General features: G+C 59.5%; 13 protein-coding genes. 7 read left to right on the forward strand and 6 right to left on the reverse strand.

Going from position 1 to position 21,755, the window contains the following annotated elements; all coding sequences use genetic code 11:
• Positions 1-483: 483 nt before the first annotated feature.
• From AC1DVF_RS04205 to AC1DVF_RS04215, 3 genes are read left to right on the forward strand one after another with little or no spacing between them, the layout of a single operon-like run.
• Positions 484-960, forward strand: coding sequence for an MbcA/ParS/Xre antitoxin family protein (locus AC1DVF_RS04205; RefSeq protein WP_175559577.1), 477 nt, complete (start codon positions 484-486; stop codon positions 958-960).
• Positions 957-1,460 carry an RES family NAD+ phosphorylase gene (locus AC1DVF_RS04210; protein WP_093430855.1) on the forward strand — a complete coding sequence of 168 codons (504 nt, stop codon included), beginning with the start codon at positions 957-959 and terminating at the stop codon, positions 1,458-1,460. The genes AC1DVF_RS04205 and AC1DVF_RS04210 overlap by 4 nt, the downstream gene beginning before the upstream one ends.
• 18 nt (positions 1,461-1,478) lie before the next feature.
• Positions 1,479-1,601, forward strand: a complete 123-nt coding sequence (locus tag AC1DVF_RS04215; RefSeq protein ID WP_460091183.1) for a hypothetical protein — start codon at positions 1,479-1,481, stop codon at positions 1,599-1,601.
• Between the two features lie 66 nt (positions 1,602-1,667).
• On the opposite strand, the gene AC1DVF_RS04220 is transcribed toward AC1DVF_RS04215, so the two are convergent.
• Together AC1DVF_RS04220 and AC1DVF_RS04225 are read right to left on the reverse strand one after the other, a co-directional pair.
• Positions 1,668-1,985 carry an SCP2 sterol-binding domain-containing protein gene (locus AC1DVF_RS04220; protein WP_007912567.1) on the reverse strand — a complete coding sequence of 106 codons (318 nt, stop codon included), beginning with the start codon at positions 1,983-1,985 and terminating at the stop codon, positions 1,668-1,670.
• Between the two features lie 50 nt (positions 1,986-2,035).
• Positions 2,036-2,746 (reverse strand): histidine phosphatase family protein, encoded by a 711-nt coding sequence (locus AC1DVF_RS04225; RefSeq protein WP_186624538.1) that lies wholly within the window; start codon positions 2,744-2,746, stop codon positions 2,036-2,038.
• A gap of 204 nt (positions 2,747-2,950) precedes the next feature.
• Between AC1DVF_RS04225 and sohB the strand changes: the two genes are divergently transcribed.
• Positions 2,951-3,982, forward strand: a complete 1,032-nt coding sequence (sohB, locus tag AC1DVF_RS04230; RefSeq protein ID WP_093430860.1) for a protease SohB — start codon at positions 2,951-2,953, stop codon at positions 3,980-3,982.
• Positions 3,983-4,044: 62 nt separating this feature from the next.
• Here the strand turns inward: sohB and AC1DVF_RS04235 are convergent, their stop codons facing one another.
• Together AC1DVF_RS04235 and AC1DVF_RS04240 are read right to left on the reverse strand one after the other, a co-directional pair.
• Complete coding sequence (locus tag AC1DVF_RS04235; RefSeq protein WP_093430863.1) at positions 4,045-4,539, reverse strand: DUF934 domain-containing protein; 495 nt, start codon at positions 4,537-4,539, stop codon at positions 4,045-4,047.
• Positions 4,523-6,181, reverse strand: a complete 1,659-nt coding sequence (locus AC1DVF_RS04240) for a nitrite/sulfite reductase (RefSeq protein WP_477782056.1) — start codon at positions 6,179-6,181, stop codon at positions 4,523-4,525. Before AC1DVF_RS04240 ends, AC1DVF_RS04235 begins: the two co-directional genes overlap by 17 nt.
• A gap of 525 nt (positions 6,182-6,706) precedes the next feature.
• Between AC1DVF_RS04240 and AC1DVF_RS04245 the strand changes: the two genes are divergently transcribed.
• The gene (locus AC1DVF_RS04245; RefSeq protein ID WP_257355329.1) at positions 6,707-7,780 is read left to right on the forward strand and encodes an ABC transporter substrate-binding protein; all 1,074 of its coding nucleotides are present in this window, start codon (positions 6,707-6,709) and stop codon (positions 7,778-7,780) included.
• A gap of 5 nt (positions 7,781-7,785) precedes the next feature.
• Here AC1DVF_RS04245 and AC1DVF_RS04250 read toward each other — a convergent pair whose 3' ends face one another.
• The gene (locus AC1DVF_RS04250) at positions 7,786-8,004 is read right to left on the reverse strand and encodes a DUF2970 domain-containing protein (RefSeq protein WP_016983294.1); all 219 of its coding nucleotides are present in this window, start codon (positions 8,002-8,004) and stop codon (positions 7,786-7,788) included.
• 168 nt (positions 8,005-8,172) lie between these two features.
• Between AC1DVF_RS04250 and AC1DVF_RS04255 the strand changes: the two genes are divergently transcribed.
• Positions 8,173-15,393 carry a dermonecrotic toxin domain-containing protein gene (locus AC1DVF_RS04255; protein ID WP_477782057.1) on the forward strand — a complete coding sequence of 2,407 codons (7,221 nt, stop codon included), beginning with the start codon at positions 8,173-8,175 and terminating at the stop codon, positions 15,391-15,393.
• A 46-nt stretch (positions 15,394-15,439) separates the two neighbouring features.
• Here AC1DVF_RS04255 and metH read toward each other — a convergent pair whose 3' ends face one another.
• Positions 15,440-19,150, reverse strand: coding sequence for a methionine synthase (metH, locus tag AC1DVF_RS04260; protein WP_477782058.1), 3,711 nt, complete (start codon positions 19,148-19,150; stop codon positions 15,440-15,442).
• A 155-nt stretch (positions 19,151-19,305) separates the two neighbouring features.
• Between metH and AC1DVF_RS04265 the strand changes: the two genes are divergently transcribed.
• Positions 19,306-21,588, forward strand: coding sequence for a fatty acid cis/trans isomerase (locus AC1DVF_RS04265; RefSeq protein WP_477782059.1), 2,283 nt, complete (start codon positions 19,306-19,308; stop codon positions 21,586-21,588).
• The last annotated feature ends 167 nt before the right edge of the window (positions 21,589-21,755 follow it).

Consider the following 21,755-nt stretch of genomic DNA (forward strand, 5'->3'; position numbering starts at 1 on the left):
GATTAATCAGTGACCACCCACGCGCCAGTGATCGAGGTCAACGTTCTGTCAGCCAATGTTTCTGCGGCGACCAAGCGCCTTATGTTCAGTGGTTTGAATGTGGTGATTTTTTATTGCTTAAAGTGTCGCCGAGGCTGCTGCACAGTCGCGCCTGGCTTAGAGCCAGGCGGGCGGCAGTGGTGGCTGGATGTGAGTGATCACTGCGGCAGCTGCTGGCAGGATTTTTGTGTTTACGTCCTACGGAAAATGCAGGGTTTTGCGGCAAGCAGGGGATATTTCCGACGACCTTTTCAGGTTGGTCGTCGGAAGCGCGATCTATAGCATCGGTCCTGACATTGAAGTCGCTGAGCGGCTTGAACGCTCAGGCTCCCAGATCAAGGATCAATTATGCGTACCCCACACATTGAGCATGAAACCTCTGTTTATTCCCTGCGCAATTTCTGGATCGACGATCGCGCCAGATGCCCCATGGAGGATATCGCGATGCCCACACCCAAAGCGCCCCGGCTGACGGGGCTGAAGAAGGTCGCGGGCAAGCCTGTCGATCTGCTCGTGAACGGCCAGAACATCGGTGACGATGCCCTGCTGATCATCCGCCTTACCGACGAGGGCTTTGAGCTGAGCGATGTCGTCAACATGCTTTCAACTTGCGAGTTGTATCTGCGCGAAGACATGGTCAAACGTATCACCGGCAAGTCTGTAAGAACCGTGCGCCGGCTCATGAAGGAAGGCAAACCGGTACGGCTTGACCCGCAACAGAGTGTCGTCGCCTACCAATATGCGCTGGTGCTGGAGATGGCCACTCGGGCATTCGCCGGGCAATCGCGGGCGGAGGTATGGATGCAGAAACCCAGCCCTTATCTGAGCGGCCGCGTGCCATTGGAATTTATCCGACATCCACTGGGTTTCCAGATGGTGGAACAATATTTGTGGCAGATCATGTCCGGGGTTTACCCATGAATCCCTTGCCTTGGGACGAGCACTGGTATGCCTGGCGGCTGGATCCCGAGGTTTACGGGACTACGTGGGACAGCGGGATAGGCTCAGAACTGAATGGAGGTCGATGGAATGTGCCTGGCCGGCGAGTCGTTTATGCATCAGTCGATCCGTCTTCGGCCATTCTGGAGGTGGCAGCCAACAACAGTTTTGATGCGCTCGACAGTGAGCCGTACGTGCTGACGTGCTTTGAAGTCATCAGCGATGCCAAGGTCAGAATCGTGCAGCCGGAAGAGGTGCCGAATCCGTACTGGTTAAGCCCTGCCCGACCTTCACCCAATCAGCAGTTGTTTGCCGAGGCGCTGCTGGCCGAACATCCGTTTGTGCTGATCCCCTCGGCGGCGACTCGGTATTCCTGGAATCTGCTGGTGAGCTGCGAGCTGGCAGAGGGGCAGTTCAAGATGGTCTCTCAAGAAAGGTTTGGCCTGGATACCCGGTTGTTGAAGGACATGGCATTGGCCTGACAAGCAAAGATGCTGTTCATGATTCAGTTTTTACCCGTCAAATTACCTTTGAGCCTGGCCTTGCGGCTGGCCATCAACACGCTGCCGGCCATTGCCGCCGACGGCATGGCAACAGAATGTGAGAGCGGGAATGCGCAGTAAATTTGAGCGCGCGAATGAAAAAATCCCGCCATGAAGGCGGGATTCTTATGCCGCTGAACGTCGCTATTACGACGGGAACAGCTCGGACAGTTTCATCGACAGCATCATGTCGCCCTCAACGCGCAGCTTGCCGCCCATGAAAGCCTGCATGCCGTCGGTTTCACCGCTGACGATACCTTTCAGGGTTTCGCTATCCAGTACCAGCGTGCAGTTGGCGTCCGGGTTCTCGCCTTCCTGGATATCGCAGGTGCCGTCTTTGACGATCAGCGAGTACTGCTTGTCTTCGTCAGTGATGTTGAAACCGAAAACCAGATCCAGACCGGCAGCAGCGGCTGGGTTGAACTTGGCTTGCATTGCTTTTACGGCATCGGCTACGGAGGTCATGGTTCGATCCTTATGAGGTTGATTACAGCAAGGTTCACAGTTAACCGGACTCAACGGAAAGTGATGAGTTCCGGAGCCTTCAACAGCTGCAGGTGTGCATGACTGTTGAAGGAGGCCAAAGCCACCTCGCGACCGCGGAACTTCAGCTGGTTGAGCGAGGTGTTGACGATTTGCCAGTTCAATTCAAAGGCCTGTCTGGCAGGCATTTGCGTAATGAGGTGGAGCAGGGCGGTGATGGTGCCGCCGGAGGTGAACACGGCGATTTTCTGTTTGTCGCCAGCCTGTTCAAGAATTCGCTGCAGTCCGGCCTGAACCCGTTCGACGAAACCCAGCCAGCTTTCCAGCCCCGGCGTGTCAAAAGTGCCGGCCAGCCAGCGCTCGATGATCAAGGCGAAAATCCGTTGGAATTCGCCACGGTTCTGTGCGGCGTTGCGCAGGATGTCGAGGGCTTCCGGCTCGTCCGCCAGCATGTCCGGGAGCAGCGCGCGAATGACCGCGTCGGCATCGAATTCGTTGAACGCAGAATCGGTTTCCAGGGTCGGCACCGGCAGGCCTTTGGCGGCGTATTGCGCCAGCGCGCTGGTGGCCGTGTGCTGTTGGCGACGCAGGTCACCGGCGAGGCAGCGATCGAAGCTGATGCCCAGTTCAGCGAGGTGCTGACCGAGGATTTCTGCCTGACGCACACCGGTCGGCGACAGGACGTCATAGTCGTCTGCACCAAAGGAGGCCTGGCCATGTCGTATCAAGTAGATGCTGCCCACGTCCGCGTCATCCCGGTACGTTGAAGGTTGTGGCGAGGTTATGAGGATGACGGGTAGCTGTCAATGAAAAAACATACGCTTGTTTGAAATGCCCGTTACAGGGGTGTTGCCAGAGGTTTCACGGCTGGCCGACAAGCCGACGCATGGGTATGCTGGAGCCATCCCGCGTGTGTCTCACATCCGCGCATCGTTTAAGGAGTCTTTGTGGAGTTTTTCACCGAATACGCCAGCTTCCTGGCCAAGACCGTCACCCTGGTAGTTGCCATTCTGGTGGTGCTTGCCAGTTTTGCCGCATTGCGCAGCAAGGGCCGGCGCAAATCGGCCGGTCAGTTGCAGGTCAGCAAACTCAATGATTTCTACAAGGGCCTGCGTGAGCGCCTGGAGCAGACGTTGCTCGACAAGGATCAGCTCAAGGCTTTGCGCAAAGGCGAAGCCAAGTCCGAAAAAAGCGCGAAAAAGCAGAAGAAACAACCTGACGCCAAATCCCGCGTATTCGTCCTCGATTTCGACGGCGACATCAAAGCTTCCGCCACCGAAAGCCTGCGCCACGAAATCACTGCGTTGCTGACACTCGCCACGCCAAAGGACGAAGTGGTCCTGCGTCTGGAAAGCGGCGGCGGCATGGTTCACAGCTATGGTCTGGCGTCCTCGCAACTGGCGCGTATCCGCGAGGCCGGCGTACCGTTGACCGTGTGCATCGACAAGGTCGCGGCCAGCGGCGGCTACATGATGGCGTGCATCGGCGAGAAGATCATCAGCGCGCCGTTCGCGATTCTCGGCTCGATCGGCGTGGTTGCACAGCTGCCCAACGTCAACCGCTTGCTGAAGAAACACGACATCGACTTTGAAGTCCTCACCGCCGGTGAGTACAAGCGCACCCTGACCGTGTTTGGCGAAAACACTGAGAAGGGCCGGGAGAAGTTTCAGGAAGACCTGGACATCACCCATCAACTGTTCAAGAACTTCGTGGCCCGCTATCGCCCGCAACTGGCCATTGACGATGTGGCCACCGGTGAAGTCTGGCTCGGCGTCGCGGCGTTGGATAAACAACTGGTCGATGAACTCAAGACCAGCGATGAATACCTGGCCGACCGGGCGAAAAAGGCTGAGGTCTACCACCTGCACTACGCCGAGCGCAAAAGCTTGCAGGAACGTATTGGCATGGCCGCCAGCGGCTCGGTCGACCGCGTACTGCTGAGCTGGTGGAGTCGTCTGACCCAGCAGCGCTTCTGGTAATTCGAGCAGGCATAAAAAAACGCCGGTCACATGACCGGCGTTTTTTTGTCCGCAGCAAACCTTCAGCGGCGACGGAACAGCGGCAGCGGTTCGTCGGTGGCGGCCTGATAGGTCACCGAAAAGTCCTTGAGACCTTCCAAAGCTTCGTACGGGTCTTTGTCCGCACGCACGGCAAAGGCGTCGAAACCACAGCGGTGCATGTAGAACAGCTGATCGCGCAGCACGTCACCAATCGCCCGCAGTTCACCTTTGAAACCGTAACGGTCGCGCAGCAGACGGGCGTTGGAGTAGTTGCGGCCGTCAGTGAACGCCGGGAAGTTCAGGGCAATCACCTGGAACTCGGCGACGTCTTCACCGATTTCCTCGGCTTCTTCGTCGGCGTCCAGCCACACACCCAGACCACCGTCGCGAGCCTTGAGCATGCGACTGTGTTCACGCCACAGTTGCAGCGGCACGATCAGGTCGTCGCAGTTGCTGATCTCGTCGATGTTGAAATCCTTGGGCAGCAAGTGCCAGGTTTCGTCGACGACCGCGTTGTTCTTAATGATTCGCTGCATAGACGCGTTCCTTGAAGAGGTCGATGCCAATACGCTGGTAGGTGTCAATGAAGCGCTCGTCTTCAGTACGTTGTTCAACGTACACGTCGATCAGCTTCGAGATCACGTCCGGCATGGCTTCCTGGGCGAAGGACGGGCCGAGGATCTTGCCCAGGCTCGCATCACGGCTGGCGCTGCCGCCGAGGGAGACCTGATAGAACTCTTCGCCTTTCTTGTCCACCCCGAGGATGCCGATGTGGCCGACGTGGTGGTGACCACAAGCGTTCATGCAGCCGGAGATGTTCAGGTCCAGCTCACCGATGTCGAACAGGTAGTCGAGGTCGTCGAAGCGACGCTGGATAGACTCGGCAATCGGGATCGACTTGGCGTTGGCCAGCGAGCAGAAATCACCGCCAGGGCAGCAGATGATGTCGGTCAGCAAGCCGATGTTCGGCGTGGCGAAACCGCCTTCACGCAGCTCACCCCACAGAGCAAACAACTGGCTTTGCTCGACGTCGGCAAGAATGATGTTCTGCTCGTGCGAGGTGCGCAGTTGACCAAAGCTGTAGCGGTCGGCCAGATTGGCGACGGCGTCGAGCTGCTTGTCGGTGATGTCGCCCGGGGCAACGCCGGTCGGTTTCAGCGACAGGGTCACGGCCACGTAGCCCGGCTTTTTGTGCGCCAGGGTGTTGCGGGTGCGCCAGCGAGCGAAGCCTGGATGCTCTTTGTCCAGCTCGGCCAGTTGCGCGGTCTGGTTGTCCAGCGCCTTGTAGTCCGGGTCGACGAAGTGCTTGGCGACGCGATGCAGTTCAGCCTCGGTCAGTGTGGTCTGGCCACCGCGCAGGTGTTCCATTTCCGCATCGACTTTCTGCGCGAACACTTCCGGCGTGAGGGCTTTGACGAGGATCTTGATCCGCGCCTTGTATTTGTTGTCGCGACGGCCGTAGCGGTTGTACACGCGCAGGATGGCGTCGAGGTAGCTCAACAGATCCTGCCACGGCAGGAACTCGTTGATGAACGCGCCAACCACCGGAGTACGACCGAGGCCACCACCGACCAGCACGCGGAAGCCCAGTTCGCCAGCGGCGTTGTGCACCGGCTCAAGGCCGATGTCGTGAACTTCAATGGCCGCACGGTCAGCGGTCGAACCGTTGACGGCGATCTTGAACTTACGCGGCAGGTAGGCGAATTCGGGGTGGAACGTGGTCCACTGACGGACGATCTCGCACCATGGGCGCGGATCAATCACTTCGTCCGCAGCGACACCGGCGAACTGGTCGGTGGTGACGTTGCGCAGGCAGTTGCCGCTGGTCTGGATCGCGTGCATCTGCACGGTGGCCAGTTCAGCCAGAATGTCCGGGATGTCTTCCACCGCGGGCCAGTTGAACTGCACGTTCTGCCGCGTACTGATGTGGGCGTAGCCCTTGTCGTAGTCGCGGGCAATCTTGGCCATCATGCGCACCTGACGCGAAGTCAGCTGGCCGTAAGGCACCGCCACACGCAACATCGGCGCGAAGCGCTGGATGTACAGGCCATTTTGCAGGCGCAGGGGGCGGAATTCTTCTTCGCTCAGCTCACCTGCCAGATAGCGTCGGGTCTGATCACGGAACTGCTTGACGCGGTCCTCGATGATCCGCTGATCGTACTCGTCGTATACGTACATATAAGTCCTGTTCTCAGGCTTGGGCCATTCGGAGTAGCACTGCGTTTTCGCTTGCTGGAGTCCGATTGTGCCTCTGCAATTCTGCGCGCACGGCCGCGCACTCCCTAACGGAGCCGGGGCAATATACCCGTTTGCAGTTATGCGCAAAAGTGATGTTTGAGTATATGTAAAGAACCAAATCGCCTAACGAGAATGGCTGTCAACTAACCCACATTTGTCGTGCGGACAATCATCGTCTTAACTGTGGTCGAGTCTTTCTGCAATCACCGATAAAACCGACAAGAGGCGATGCAATGAGCAATCCGACCAAGGCAAGAAAAAGCGACAGCAGTGTCGATGCGTGGGCCATTTTGTTCCTGATCATTCTCGTAGTAGGGACAGCGGTATTCTGGGTCAGTCATCAGTAAACGACCCATCCGGGCCCGCTTCCGACAGATTGTCGGACAAAAAACGGGATCAGGCATCAATAGCCGGTGGAACGAGGGCTATAATGCGCGGCCATTTTTCCTTGGGCCTGGATGCTTCATGTTCAAGTTTGTCCACATCAGTCTTCTGTTGTTCGGCGCGCTGTTTCAGACCAGCGCGCGGGCAGAGTCTGTGCTGTTTTTGAATCCGGGCTCGACGCAGGAAGCATTCTGGGTCAGCTATTCGCAGTTCATGCAGGCGGCCGCCCATGATCTGGGCATCGATCTGCAGATTCTCTATTCCCAACGTCAGCCCGAACTGACCCTGGCTCAGGCGCGCATCGCGTTGCAGGGGCCGAATCGTCCCGAGTACCTGGTGTTCGTCAACGAACAATACGTCGCCCCGCAAATTCTGCGTCTGGCCGAGAACAGCGGCGTGAAGCTGTTTATGGTCAACGCGGCGCTGACACCTGACCAGCAAGCGCTGGTCGGTGAGCGGAACGACCGCATCGGCAGCCTAGTGCCGAACGACGAGGAGGGTGGTTACCTGATGATGAAGGAACTGATCCGCCTGCACCCGTCGACGCCCGCTGCTGAGCCGATTGAAGTGTTGGCGTTCTCCGGGTTGAAGGTCACCCCCTCGGCGCAATTGCGGGAGCGCGGCATGCAGCGAGCGCTGGCCGAACACCCACAGATGCGTCTGCGCCAATTGGTCTACAGCGGCTGGACCCAAGAGCGCGCCTATGAGCAGGCCAAACAGCTGTTTGCCCGCTACCCGAAGGTGTCGCTGGTGTGGTCGGCCAATGATGAAATGGCCTTCGGCGCGATGCGCGCTTACGCCGAGACCGGCAAAGTCCCCGGCAAAGATGCCTTGTTCAGTGCGGTCAATACCTCACCGGCGGCCTTGCAGGCGTTGGTTGACGGGCGTTTGAGCGCGCTGGTCGGCGGGCATTTCACCCTGGGCGGCTGGGCGTTGGTCGAGTTGCATGATGTTGAGCAGGGCGTCGATTTGAATCACTACGGCGGCCGTGACCGGCAGATTCCCTTGTTGCAATTGATCGACAAAGCGCACGCCCGGCAAATGCTGGCCATGGGCACGTCGCCTGACTACGGCGTGAATTTCCGCAAGCTCTCGGCCAAGGGGCAACCGGCGTCGTATCGCTACCCCTTCACCTTGCAGACCCTGATGCGCTGACCGCGTCAGACCCCGGCGAAATGCAGCACCAGTTTGACGATGGCAAACAGCGTCAGCGCAAACACCGCCGTGAACAGAATGCCCAGCATCACGAAATGGCTGGGTTTGCCATGGGTGAAGTCCCTTGCCCGGTTCTTGCCGCTCTGCACCCCGAACGCCGCCGCCATCACGCTGTGCAGCATCTGCCAGAAGGTCGGCGGTTTGTTGTCGACTGGATCGTCCATAAATCCCTCTTCGATAGTCGTGCCTTACAAGCATAGTCAACATACGCGCATGCGCCTGAGGTGGTCGCCCAGACATATCGTTACAACTGCGTCATGGGGCGATAACTATGTACCGCAGAGGCGTTCGCCCGGGATGGTCTGCTGACGCTCCATTTACAGGAGCGATGTATGTCCCCCGATTCCAGCCCCCAGCAGGTCAACGACAAACCAGCCAAACCTGTGGTCACGGGCAGTCTCCACGCTGAGTATCTCGAAGGCGCGGTTCCGCAATGGCTGGTCGACGCTGCTGCGCAAAGGAAGGATGAGATCAGACAGGCCAGGCCAGTGATACCGGCCTGGTACAGACAAGCGTCGTCGCAGCAACGCCAGGCGCTGGACAGCAGTTTCAGGAACAGTGTCCTGGCCCAGTCTGCACTGGACAAAACAATGTCTCCGCTCAAGGACATCGACGCGTTTGCCCGCCCGCTACTGACGCAAGCGCTGGAAGAGCGCTGCAAGGTCACTGTCGATGTCGACAAGACGTTCCTCAGCCTCCGGCGTTCTTTGACCATGGGTATTTTCAGTGTGGAAATCGGCTCGTTCGAAGTCTTGAACCTGACGATGCTTCAGGCTGCACTGCATAATTTCGAAATCCGCGAATGCCTGCCCGGTGCCTTTCACGACAGTTCGGGTTTTGAGGAAGAAACCACCACGGCTGGTACTTTTGCGCCCGTAACGGTCAACCTGACCGTCATGGAGTTTCTGCGTTTGTGCCGTCATCTGGATCTTGGCGCGAAGTACCAGGCGTATCTCAAGGCGTTTTTCCACACTGCCGACCCAGACCTGGCAAAGACATTGCGCTCGCAGTTCATTGCCAGCCAGAAAGCCGCCATGCGGGCGGCGGCCGAGCAAGCGTTGCTGACCAAGGATATTCGGTCTGAGGAACACGCGATGATCGTCTCGGTCATCGACGGTGAAAAACATCCTGAGGTGAGCGGCAGGCAGGTCTGGTTTCATGATTTGAGTCTGATGCGGCACAGACTGACCGGCTGCGTCGCTTTTGCTATTGGCCAGAGGCGCCGCGCCCCTGAAGCAGTCATTGTCTACGTGCCCAATGATCCCGAGCATCCGCTGAAGCGCTACACCGGTACGCAAATGGAGGAGACGTTCAAGCGTCGGTTGATCGCCCGGGATGCACAAGCGGAGCAGAGTGCCGGGCCGACGCCGTACCAGCAATTCATCAGCCAGTTCCTGGATTATGACCAGCGCCCTTACTATTTCAGTCAGTTCGTGCGCGAGTCAGCCGATTCGCCGCCGAATATCATTTCGTCGCCCTGGCGCAGAGTTCCGGCGGCATTCGGTATGTTGTCGGCTTTTGTCGATTTCAAGGAGTTGCCACCTGAGTACCCGCCAATGGAACCAGAGCCTGATCCTTATATTGCCGTCTCGATCATGGCGCACAATGAGCGCGATCCATGGGCTGAAAACAGCGACCTCTGGGCCAGGCTCTATACGCAGCATTGCGAAAAAGTGCTGGCCGATGCCCGTAGTCATGCGGTGCCGTCGAGTGACATCGACGCCAAGGTGCGCGATGCAAAACTTGCGGCCCTGCTGCAAGTCGGGCTGCTGGTGCTCAACCTGGTGTCCATGTTCGTGCCGGTACTCGGCGAGGTCATGCTGGCGATCATGGCGGGGCAACTGCTGTACGAAACCTTCGAGGGCGCGCTCGAATGGAGTGAGGGCGACAAGCACGCAGCCAAGGCGCATTTGATCGATGTCGCGGAAAACCTCGCACTCCTCGGTGTAATGAGCGCCGCCGGGGCAGGTCTTCGCAAGCTCGGCGCGGTCAAGCCGGAGCCGGTGATCGAGGACTTGCACCCGGTGACCTTGCCCAACGGCGAAACACGCCTGTGGAACCCCGACCTCAGCAGCTACCAGCAAGACATCAGCTTGAGTGACGCGACCGGGCCGGATCAGTCGGGCCGGTATCAACTCGACGGCAAGACTTACCTGCGTCAGGGCGAAAAGGTCTACGAACTGATTGTCGATCCGAGCACAGCGCAGTGGCGGATCAAACATCCCGCTGAGCCCAACGCTTACCAGCCAGTGCTGCAACACAATGGCCAGGGTGCCTGGCGCCATACGCTGGAACAACCGATGAGCTGGAATCGCCTGACGCTGTTGCGGCGCATGGGGCATGTGACCGATGGGCTCTCTGATGAAATGTTGCTGACGCTGGCCGATGTCAGCGGCGTCAGCGAAAACAGCTTACGCAAGATGCACCTGGATCACGCGTCCGCGCCGCCCGAGTTGCGCGACGCCCTGCGCTTGTTCAAAGCTGATGCACAAGCCGTGCAAATGATCGAGCAATTGCGCGGCGCGACACCGATTGATGACCGTTATTTGCTGGCTTTGCCGCTGGTCACGCAAATGCCGCGCTGGCCCTACGATCGGGTATTGGAGGTCTTCGCCGGCCCCGAGCTGTCAGGGCCGTCGATTCGCTATGGCAGCGAAAAAGCCGTGCCCGGAGTCAGCATCATGCCAGCGATCCAGCTCACGCGCACACAGGTGCTGAATGGGCAAATGCCCGAACGGATTCTTGCGGCACTGGAAGAGAATGAGATCAACTATTTGCTTGGCAGGGAAACCGCGCAATTTCGTGTAGCGCGGCCCGAGGCGTTCGGCCAGCAGCTGACGGAGCATGTTTATACGCGCCAGGCTTCGATTGTTGACAGCCTGTACCGCAGCAGTGAGCCGGACAGTGTTCGCCTGCGTATCCTGCGGCGCGAAACGCCTGGTCTGAGCGAGGCCGCCGCGCAGGATGTGCTCGATCACGCCACACCGGCGGAACGGGTGCGTCTGGACACAACCAGGCGGGCACCGCTGAACATGCTTGAAGAAGCGCGCTGGCATGCCGGTCGCGGCCGCCAGACGCGTGCATTTGCCGGTTTGCACAGCGAAAACCTCGCGTCGGCGGATAGCCGCCGCCTCGCCTTACATGCGATGTCAAAGTTACCGGGCTGGCCGCAGTCGTTACGTCTGGAAATTCGCGCGGGCAGTCCGACTGGCGCGTTGCTCGACAGCCTCGGTGAAAACACCGCAGCCAACCGAAAGTATCTAATCAAGGACGGGCTGTTTTACCAGGCCTTCGACGATCGAGGGCAACCGCTCAACAGCACGCCCAGACCGGCTGACAGCTTTTACCGCGCGATCATGCGCGTGCTGTCCGATGACAATGCCGCCGCGATGGGATTGAGCGATGGCAGCCGAAGTCATGCGTTGCAGCGCAAGGTTATCGAGTCTGCGTTCAAGCACCGTGAGGGCGTTGCGCAATTGCTGGCGCCACAGGCCAAGCGGTTCAAAGCACCGAGCCGAATCGGCGCCACGCTGAAGGGCTATTACGCGAGCGGGCGTGGCTCCGGCCTGCTTCCCTCGCTTTGGGTGCGGGTGATGGAGCTCTATCCGGGCCCGCAACAGGCGGAGGCATTTCTCCAGCAGCAACGTGGCCGGACCGACCAGCAAATCTTCTCGGTGTTGCAGATGCGCCAACGTGAGTGGGAAGGGCTCAACGCTGCGCTTGACCAGTGGCAGGCCGGTCCGTCCGGCAGCGAGGCTGCACAGGGCAGGGCGCGGTTTGCCCAGGCCGTGCGCGACGCATGGCGCAATGCGCCGCTCGCCGCGCAGGTTCCGGACGCGGCACGCTTGGCGCTGGTGTGTGATGCGCCGTTGCCAGAGCTGAACACTTCTTTTGCACACATACGTGAGCTGTCGGTGGCTGGCAGCGGCTTGACGGACGCCAATGCGGATGCCTTTCTGGCGCAATTTCCCGAGGTGACCCATCTGTCGATAGGCAACCTTGAGCGTGGTCTGGAATATCTATCGTCCAGAACCCGGCCGCTCACTTCAGTGCCGTCGGCGGTCGCCCGGTTGCCCCGGCTTGTCAGTCTGCGCTTTTCCACCCATGCGCCAGCACTGGCAGCGGACTTTCCGGCAACGCTGGGTACGCTTACGTCGCTGGAAACGCTACATCTCGACTATGCCGGCTTCGACGCCAGAAGCCTGCATGCGCTGGATCTGAGCCCTTTGCGGTACTTGCGCTCCTTGCGCATCGACGCGCCCTATGCGTTATGGCAATGGCCGGCGTACGTCGAGCGGCTCGCGCAACTGGAACGTCTGGATCTGACGCACAGCGCGATACGCGCGTTGCCCGAATCCCTGTATAGCGGACAAGAGCGGCTCTGGGCCGGACTGTCGCTGGACTGGGCGGCGCTGGCTCCGGCGCAGTTCATGCGTGCTTACGAATATGTCCGCAACTACTCCGGTGAACTCGGCCATCTGGTCGATCTGAATCAGATGGTCAGCCAGTATTGCCGGGCGGAGCTGGACTTCATGGCGACCTTGCCCGATCTGCTCGATCCCTTACCGGCGAGCTTCGATGCCGCATGGACAACGCCCGAGGCGAGAATGACGGCGATTACCCGACTCAGGGCTGAACACGACGCAATCTTTGCCCAATTTCATATGCCGGCGCATCCGCAGGCGATGCGCTCTGCAGGGCTTCGCTGGCAATGGGCAACGGGGCGCAACGCGGGGACTTTACGCGCCCTCAAGCAAAGCTGGAATGCCGCCATCCGCCAACGTTATGGCGTGCCCGGCGACATTGCCACGTTTGAATTGCCTGTATCGAGAGTGGGGCTGATTGAACAGGCAGGCGTGGAGCAGATCATCGAATTGCCAGCATTGCCGGCCGGCAGCTTTGCCCATGTCCGCACGCTGCGTCTGGGGCAACTGGACGTTCCCGTCGAACAGGCGCGCGCCTTTATCCGGGGGTTCAGTGCAACCGAAACGCTGGTCATGACGGGGAACAACTTCACCGAGTTGCCGTTCGCTGCCGCTGATCTGCCAGCGTTGAGACAACTCGACCTATCGGCCAACAGCATCGTGATCACCCCGGCGGTGCAGGCACAATTCAATGGCTTGCAACGACTCGGCAGCCTGAACCTGCAAGCAAACCCGCTGGGCCAATTGGATGTAAGCGCCTTCCGCCACCTTCAGGCGCTGAACCTCAGGGCGACGCGGTTGCAAGCCTGGCCTGCCGGTGCCGAGCGTCTCGAGCGGTTGTACTGGCTCGACTTGCGTGACAACGCGATCGCAGCGCTCCCGCCACAAGCCTTGGCCGATCCGCACGCGCTGATGAAAGTCAATCTGAGCGGCAATGCTTTCAGTCCTGCCGGTGCGGTTGCCCTGAACGCCGCGTTGCAGCGCATCGAACACAGCTTTGTGTTACCCGAAGGCACACTCGCACGTTTTGCCGAGGAGCCCGTCCCGGACAACATTTTGCCGAGCCAGTCGGGCTGGTCGTTGACGAGCCTGTTATTGGTGCTTCCCGAACAGCGTATCGCATCCCCGGGCGAAGCCGGGAGACTTACGGATCTGCAGCGCCTGCATCCGGGCATGACGCAGGAGCGCGCCGTGCAGGTATTGCAGAACCTGCGTGAAACAGGATTGAACAGTGGGCAAATAGATGTGCAGATCGCTCAATGGCATCAGGCTTGCGAAGGGCTGACCCGGCAGTTGAATGGCTGGCTGTTTACGCGGGGTGTACCCACGGGCGAGCGCCGAGTATCTGCGCAAAGCCGTTCCCGCGCGGCGGTACGTATCCGCGAAGCCTGGCGTGCGGGACTCGGACATAGCCCCGGTGCAGAAGGGCTGACACTTGGCCTTGAGGGCTTGCAGACTGGCGACTTGCCAAGCCTGACGGTGCCGCTTGCGAGCGTCACCACGCTGGATCTGAGTGGTGTGGGTATGACCTCCGCCGGCGCATCCGGTTTTCTGGGAGCCTTTGCCAATCTCAGGACATTGAGACTGAGTGGCAATGGGCTGACGGCTGTTCCAGAGCCACTGCTGCGCATGAGTCAGCTGGAACGTCTGGAAATGCAATATTGCGACCTGTCCAGCGCCACCAGCGTCTATCCGTTGCTCGGTAGTATCCGGTTGCGCTGGCTCGACCTCAGTTATAACGAACTTCAGGTTTTCAACCCGCCTGGATCAGGTGCTGTCGAAACGCTTGATCTGCGCTTCAACCAGCTGATTGATTGGCCCGGTGGAGCACTCGAGGCGCCAAACCTGCGGACGTTGAACCTCAGTGGCAACGACATTACCGAGATTCCCGATGAACTCTTCGACGGTAGTCACGCGCAACTGATCGCGGGCACGGACTTGTCTGAGAACACTGAACTGTCACTTCACGCGTTACAGCGACTCAGGTTCCAAAGCCGCGTCAACCACGCTCCAGAGATACTGGGCATTGCGCGTGAGGACATTGACGGCATGATTGACGCGCACGTCTTCGGCATCGACGAAAGCGGTTTTTCAGAGTCGGGCAGTGACAGCAACGGTTCTGCTGAGGGGGCTGTCGGCGTTGACATATATGCCGTGGTGGCGCCCGTCGAACCCGTCTCTAATCCGGCTCTGGCTATATCGCCTGAAGCATTGAATCCCTGGCTTGCGGGTGCTCCGCCGGCATTGGCCTCCACGCGAACAACCCTTTGGACGCGGTTGGCGGAAGAGCCCAATCACGAGCGCTTTTTTCAGCTGATCTACCTGTTGCGTTATGCCCAGGACTTCCGGATTGCGCGCGCCGAACTGACCCATCGGTTGTGGCGTGTCATGGAGGCTGCCAGTGAGAACAGCGAACTGCGCGAATTGATGTTCCACAACGCCGAGACGCACGGTGCGTGTCCGGATGGCCGAATCCTGACGTTCAGCGAGCTGGAGGTTCGCGCTTATGAATACACCGCACTGCGCGATATTCCGCACGACCGTCCGGACCTTCGCGGGCGAGCCTTGCTCGATCTGACTCGGCGGCTGTTTCGACTGGAACGGGTCGACAGGCTGGCAGAAGTCGCCGGACGCCATCAAGACCGGGCGCAAATCCGCCTGCGTTACCGGCTTGGCATGACTCGCGGCTGGCCGGACGGGCTGGAGTTGCCGGGTCAGCCAGAACACTCGCTATACGACACGCCGATCAGCGGGCAGCGCTTGATCAATGCTCGGGCTGCGGTATTGGCGGATGAGGCGTCCAGCCTGTTTCTGGACGATCTGATTTCGCGTGACTACTGGAGCCGTTACCTGAAAGATATTTACCCTGACGTTTTCGACGAACTGGAACGCAACGCCACACAACGCCTGGAAGAGGTCGAGGACGCCCATCCGGACAAACACGGCGATGAAGCGTCGCGCGAGCGCTATCTAGAGGCCATGAACCTGCTGGAGATCGAGTTGGCGCTGGCACGCGCCGACAGGCTGAAGGAACTGTCCCGAACGGAATTGCAAAAGCTGGCGACGGTGGTTATCGATGCACCACCCGCGCCATCATCACCGCAACCGGGGCCCTCAAGACGCCAATGAATGCCTGAACGGACCTGGGACTGAGCTCCCAGATCCGTGGCGGGTTTCAGTTGTCGTAGCCGAGGTTCGGCGCCAGCCAGCGCTCGGTCACACTCAGCTCCTGGCCTTTGCGCGAGGTGTAGCTTTGCACCTGATCCTTGTCGACCTTGCCCACGGCGAAGTACTGCGCTTGCGGGTGGGCGAAGTACCAGCCGCTGACCGCAGCCGCCGGGAACATCGCGTAGTGTTCGGTGAGGAACACACCACTGCGACCGGCGCGCATTTCTTCGGCTTGCGGATCGAGCAAGGCGAACAGCGCCGCTTTCTCGGTGTGATCCGGGCACGCCGGGTAACCCGGAGCAGGGCGGATGCCGCTGTATTGCTCTTTGATCAGCGCGTCGTTATCGAGCACTTCGTCCTTGGCATAACCCCAGTGCTCTTTACGCACTTGCTGGTGCAGCCACTCGGCGCAGGCCTCGGCCAAACGGTCGGCCAGGGCTTTGACCATGATCGAGTTGTAGTCGTCGCCAGCGTCTTGATAAGCCTTGGCCACTTCTTCGGCGCCGATGCCGGCGGTGGTGATGAAACCACCGACGTAGTCGGTCACTTCGCTGTCCTTCGGCGCTACGAAGTCAGCCAGCGAGAAGTTTGGTTTGCCGTCGGTCTTGATGATCTGCTGGCGCAGGTGATGCAGCTTGGCCAATGGCTTGCCGTCATCGCCGTACAGTTCGATGTCGTCGTCATGTACTTGATTGGCCGGCCAGAAGCCGAACACCGCACGGGCGCTGATCAGCTTCTCGTCGATCAGCTTGGCGAGCATCTCCTGCGCGTCCTTGTACAGCGCGGTGGCGGCCTCACCGACCACTTCATCTTCGAGGATGCGCGGGAACTTGCCAGCCAGGTCCCAAGAGATAAAGAACGGCGTCCAGTCGATGTATTCGGCCAAGACCTTGAGGTCGATGTTGTCCAGTACCTTGCTGCCGGTGAAGGTCGGTTTGACCGGCTGATAATTGGCCCAGTCGRACTGTGGCTTCTTGGCGATGGCCGCTGCGTAGCTCAGGCGCTCGGTGCGGGCGCTGCGGTTCGAGGTACGTTCGCGCACATCGATGTATTCCAGACGCGTCTTTTCGACGAAACCGGCCTTCAATTCTTTCGACAGCAACTGCGTCGCCACGCCCACTGCACGGGAGGCGTCGGTCACGTAGACCACGGCATCGTTGCTGTACTTCGGCTCGATCTTCACCGCCGTGTGCGCTTTGGAAGTGGTCGCGCCACCGATCATCAGCGGCAGGTGAAAGTCCTGGCGCTGCATTTCACGGGCAACGTGAACCATTTCGTCCAGCGACGGCGTGATCAGGCCGGAGAGACCGATGATGTCGCATTTCTGTTCTTTGGCGACCTGCAGAATCTTCTCCGCCGGGACCATCACGCCAAGGTCGACGATGTCATAGCCGTTGCAACCAAGTACCACACCGACAATGTTTTTGCCGATGTCGTGCACGTCGCCTTTCACGGTTGCCATGAGGATCTTGCCTTTGGCTTCCGGCTTGTCGCCTTTTTCCAGTTCGATGAACGGGATCAAGTGCGCCACCGCCTGCTTCATCACTCGCGCGGATTTCACCACTTGCGGGAGGAACATTTTGCCGGCGCCGAACAGGTCGCCGACGATGTTCATGCCGGACATCAGCGGGCCTTCGATCACTTCGATCGGGCGGGCGAACGACTGGCGCGACTCTTCGGTGTCTTCAACGATGTGCGTGGTGATGCCTTTGACCAGCGCATGTTCCAGACGCTTGTTGACCTCCCAGCTGCGCCACTCTTCGGTCTCGGCTTCCTTGACGCTGCCGTCGCCCTTGTACTTGTCGGCGATGGCGAGGAGGGCGTCGGTGCCTTCTGGCGTGCGGTTGAGAATCACATCTTCCACGGCGTCGCGCAGTTCCTGCGGGATCTGGTCGTAGATCTCCAACTGCCCGGCGTTGACGATGCCCATGGTCAGGCCCGCGCGGATCGCGTACAGCAGGAACACCGAGTGGATCGCCTCACGCACCGGGTTGTTGCCACGGAACGAGAATGACACGTTGGACACGCCGCCCGAGGTCAGCGCATACGGCAGTTCGTCGCGGATGTAGGCGCAGGCGTTGATGAAGTCCACTGCGTAGTTGTTGTGTTCTTCAATACCGGTAGCGACGGCGAAGATGTTCGGGTCGAAGATGATGTCTTCCGGCGGGAAGCCGACTTCGTTGACCAGAATGTCGTAGGAGCGTTTGCAGATTTCTTTCTTGCGCGCTTCGGTGTCGGCCTGGCCAGCTTCGTCAAACGCCATCACCACTACGGCCGCGCCGTAGCGTTTGCACAGTTTGGCGTGATGGATGAACTGCTCGACGCCTTCTTTCATGCTGATCGAGTTGACGATGCCCTTGCCCTGAATGCACTTGAGGCCGGCTTCGATCACTTCCCATTTCGACGAGTCGATCATGATCGGCACGCGGGAGATGTCCGGTTCACCGGCGATCAGATTGAGGAAGGTCACCATGGCCTTCTTCGAATCGAGCATCCCTTCGTCCATGTTGATGTCGATCACCTGCGCGCCGGCCTCGACCTGTTGCAGGGCGACTTCGAGGGCTTCGGTGTAGTTGTCTTCACGGATCAGACGGGCGAACTTGGCCGAACCGGTGATGTTGGTACGCTCGCCAACGTTCACGAACAGCGAGTTGCGATCGATGGTGAACGGCTCCAGACCCGAGAGGCGGCAGGCCTTCGGAATGTCCGGAATCTGACGCGGCGCGTAACCGGCGACGGCTTTGGCGATGGCTTCGATGTGCCCCGGGGTGGTGCCGCAGCAACCGCCGACGATGTTGAGGAAGCCGCTCTGGGCGAATTCTTCGATGACTTTGGCGGTTTCCGACGGCAGTTCGTCGTACTCGCCAAACTCGTTCGGCAGGCCGGCATTCGGGTGCGCGGATACGTGGGTGCTGGCCTTGTTCGACAGCTCTTCCAGGTACGGACGCAGCTCACTGGCGCCGAGCGCACAGTTGAGACCGACCGAGATTGGCTTGGCGTGCGCCACGGAGTTCCAGAACGCTTCGGTGGTTTGCCCCGACAGGGTCCGGCCGGAGGCGTCAGTGATCGTGCCGGAAATCATGATCGGCAGTTCGATGTGCAGCTCTTCGAACACGCCTTGCACGGCGAAGATCGCCGCTTTGGCGTTGAGGGTGTCGAAAATGGTTTCGATCAGGATCAGATCCGCGCCGCCTTCGATCAGGCCTTTGGTGGCTTCGGTGTAGTTTTCCACCAGTTCATCAAAGGTGACGTTGCGGTAGCCCGGGTTGTTGACGTCGGGCGACAGCGAGCAGGTGCGGCTGGTCGGGCCGAGCACGCCGGCGACGAAGCGCGGCTTGGCCGGGTTCTCGGCGGTCTTGGCGTCGGCAACCTTGCGCGCCAGACGTGCGCCTTCTACGTTTAGCTCGTACGCCAGTTCTTCCATGCCGTAGTCGGCCATGGAAATGCGCGTGGCGTTGAACGTGTTGGTTTCGAGGATGTCGGCGCCGGCATCCAGATAGGCTTTCTCGATGCCGCCGATCACGTCCGGACGGCTGATGACCAGCAGGTCGTTGTTGCCCTTGACGTCACTCGGCCAGTCGGCGAAGCGTTTGCCGCGATAGTCCTGCTCTTCGAGCTTGTAGCTCTGGATCATCGTGCCCATACCGCCATCGAGTATCAGGATGCGCTCTTTGAGAGCTTGCTTGAGAGCTTGAAGGCGGACGCTGCGATCGGACATTTGGACTACTCGGAAAGACCATTACGAAGGAGCGGGATCATAGCAAACCTGTGCGCTTTTAGAGCATATGGGACTTTTGCATGAATATCGCTCATGTTGGTACGAACGTCATACTGTAGAATCGCGGCGTTTTTTTCTGGATCGGGATCAAGGGCATGTCGTACCGCGTCATCAGCATTTTATTGCTGCTTCTAAGCTGGGGCGCCGTTGCGCAGGAACCCACGATCTCGTATAGCCGTGATATCCAACCGATCTTCACCGAGAAGTGCGTGGCCTGCCATGCTTGTTACGACTCGGCCTGCCAGTTGAATCTGGGCAGCGGTGAGGGCGCGGCCCGTGGTGCGAGCAAAATGCCGGTCTACGACGGCGAGCGCACACAAGCGGCACCCACCACCCGACTGTTTTACGATGCCTTCGGTAAACGTGCCTGGCAGCAAAAAGACTTCTATTCGGTGCTCGATGCCCAAGGCAGCCAGGCTGCGCTGATGGCGCGCATGCTAGAACTTGGACACAAGACGCCACTGACGCCGAACGCCAAGCTCCCGGAAGACATCGTGCTGGGTCTGAACCGCGAAAACCTGTGCGCGATGCCCGCCGAGTTCGAAGGCTATGCCGGCGCGCATCCGAAAGAAGGCATGCCGCTGGCAGTCACCGGGCTGACCGATCAGCAATATCAGACGCTGCAACGCTGGCTGGCCTCGGGTGCGCCGATTGACGAACAAGGCCTGGCGCCAAGCACCAAAGAGGCGCTGCAGATCGTCCAGTGGGAAAACCTGCTCAACACTCCCGGCGCACGGCAAAGTCTGGTCGGTCGCTGGTTGTACGAGCATTGGTACCTTGCGCATATCTATTTCAAGGACGGCGAGCCGGGCCATTATTTCCAGTGGGTACGTTCGCGCACGCCGACCGGGCAGCCAATCGACCTGATCGCCACCCGTCGCCCCAACGATGATCCGGGCACTCAGGTGTATTACCGCTTGTGGCCGGTGCAAGGGGTGATCGTGCACAAGACCCACATCACCTATCCGTTGAGCGCGGCGAAAATGGCGCGGGTCAAAAGTCTGTTCTATAGCGGTAACTGGCAGGTTAATGCCTTGCCGGGCTACGGCCCGCAGAGCCGCGCCAACCCGTTCGCCACATTTGAAGCGATCCCGGCGCAGGCGCGTTATCAGTTCATGCTCGATAACGCCGAATACTTCGTCCGCACGTTTATTCGCGGCCCGGTGTGCCGTGGGCAGATCGCCACCGACGTGATCCGTGACAACTTCTGGGCGCTGTTCCAGGCGCCGGAACATGACCTCTATATCACTGACCCGAACTATCGCGGCCAGGCCACGCCGTTGCTGGCCATGCCCGGGCAGAACGATGACGTCGGCAGCGTACYGAGCCTGTGGCGCAACTACCGTGACAAACGAAACGAATACGAAGCCTTGCGCCGCGACAGCTACGCTGATTTGCCGGCGCCCAGCTGGTCGACCCTGTGGGCCGGCAACGACAACGCGCTGTTGAGCATTTTCCGCCACTTCGACAGCGCCTCGGTGACCAAAGGCCTGATCGGCGAGGTGCCGCAGACGATGTGGCTGTTCGACTATCCGCTGCTGGAGCGCACCTATTACCAGTTGGCAGTCAACTTCGATGTGTTCGGCAACGTCTCGCATCAGGCGCAAACCCGTCTGTATTTCGATTTGATCCGCAATGGCGCCGAGCAAAACTTCCTGCGCCTGATGCCGGCCGACTCCCGAGAGGATTACCTCGACGATTGGTATCAGAACAGCGGCCAGTTCAAGATGTGGCTCGATTACGAAGCGATCGACGACGACAAGCCGACGGCACTCAAACTTGATGACAAAGACCCGAAATACGACTTCGCCATGCAGTTGCTGGCGCGTTACGGTGATCTCAATGCGCACCCGGATCCGATCAACCGCTGCGATGGGGCTTACTGCTCGCGGCCGAATATTGACCCGGCCCTGCAAAATGCCGAGCAGGCGCTGAGCCGCCTGACCTCGCGTCCGGCGGCCGGTTTGAAGGTCATCGACCAACTGCCGGAAGCCACCATGCTGCGCATTGCAACCGCCAACGGCAAACGCGAGGTCTACAGCCTGTTGCGCAACCGCGCGCACAGCAACGTGGCGTTCCTGCTTGGTGAGTCGCTGCGCTATCAGCCCGGGCTGGACACGATCACCATTTACCCGGGCGTGCTCAGCAGCTATCCGAACTTCATCTTTAATGTCCCGGCCGATCAGGTGCCGGAGTTTGTCGATGCAATGGAAAACGCCAAGGACGCCAATCGTTTCGAAAAAATCGTCGAACGCTGGGGTATTCGGCGCAGTCACCCGCAATTCTGGTTCTATTTCCACGATCTGAGCCAATACCTGCACGAAACCGACCCGGTGGAAGAGGGCGTGCTGGACATGAACCGCTACGAGAATCTTTGATCGTTTCAGATTGGCCTGCTGTCCCAACTTGAAGCAACACAACCAAACCCTTGTAGGAGTGAGCCTGCTCGCGATGGCGGCGGTACATTCAACATCTCTAGTGCCTGATTTTCCGCTATCGCGAGCAGGYTCACTCCTACAAGGGATCTGAGGTGGATTCAGGAATT

The sequence above is a fragment of the Pseudomonas sp. P4_D7 genome (genome assembly GCF_056401755.1).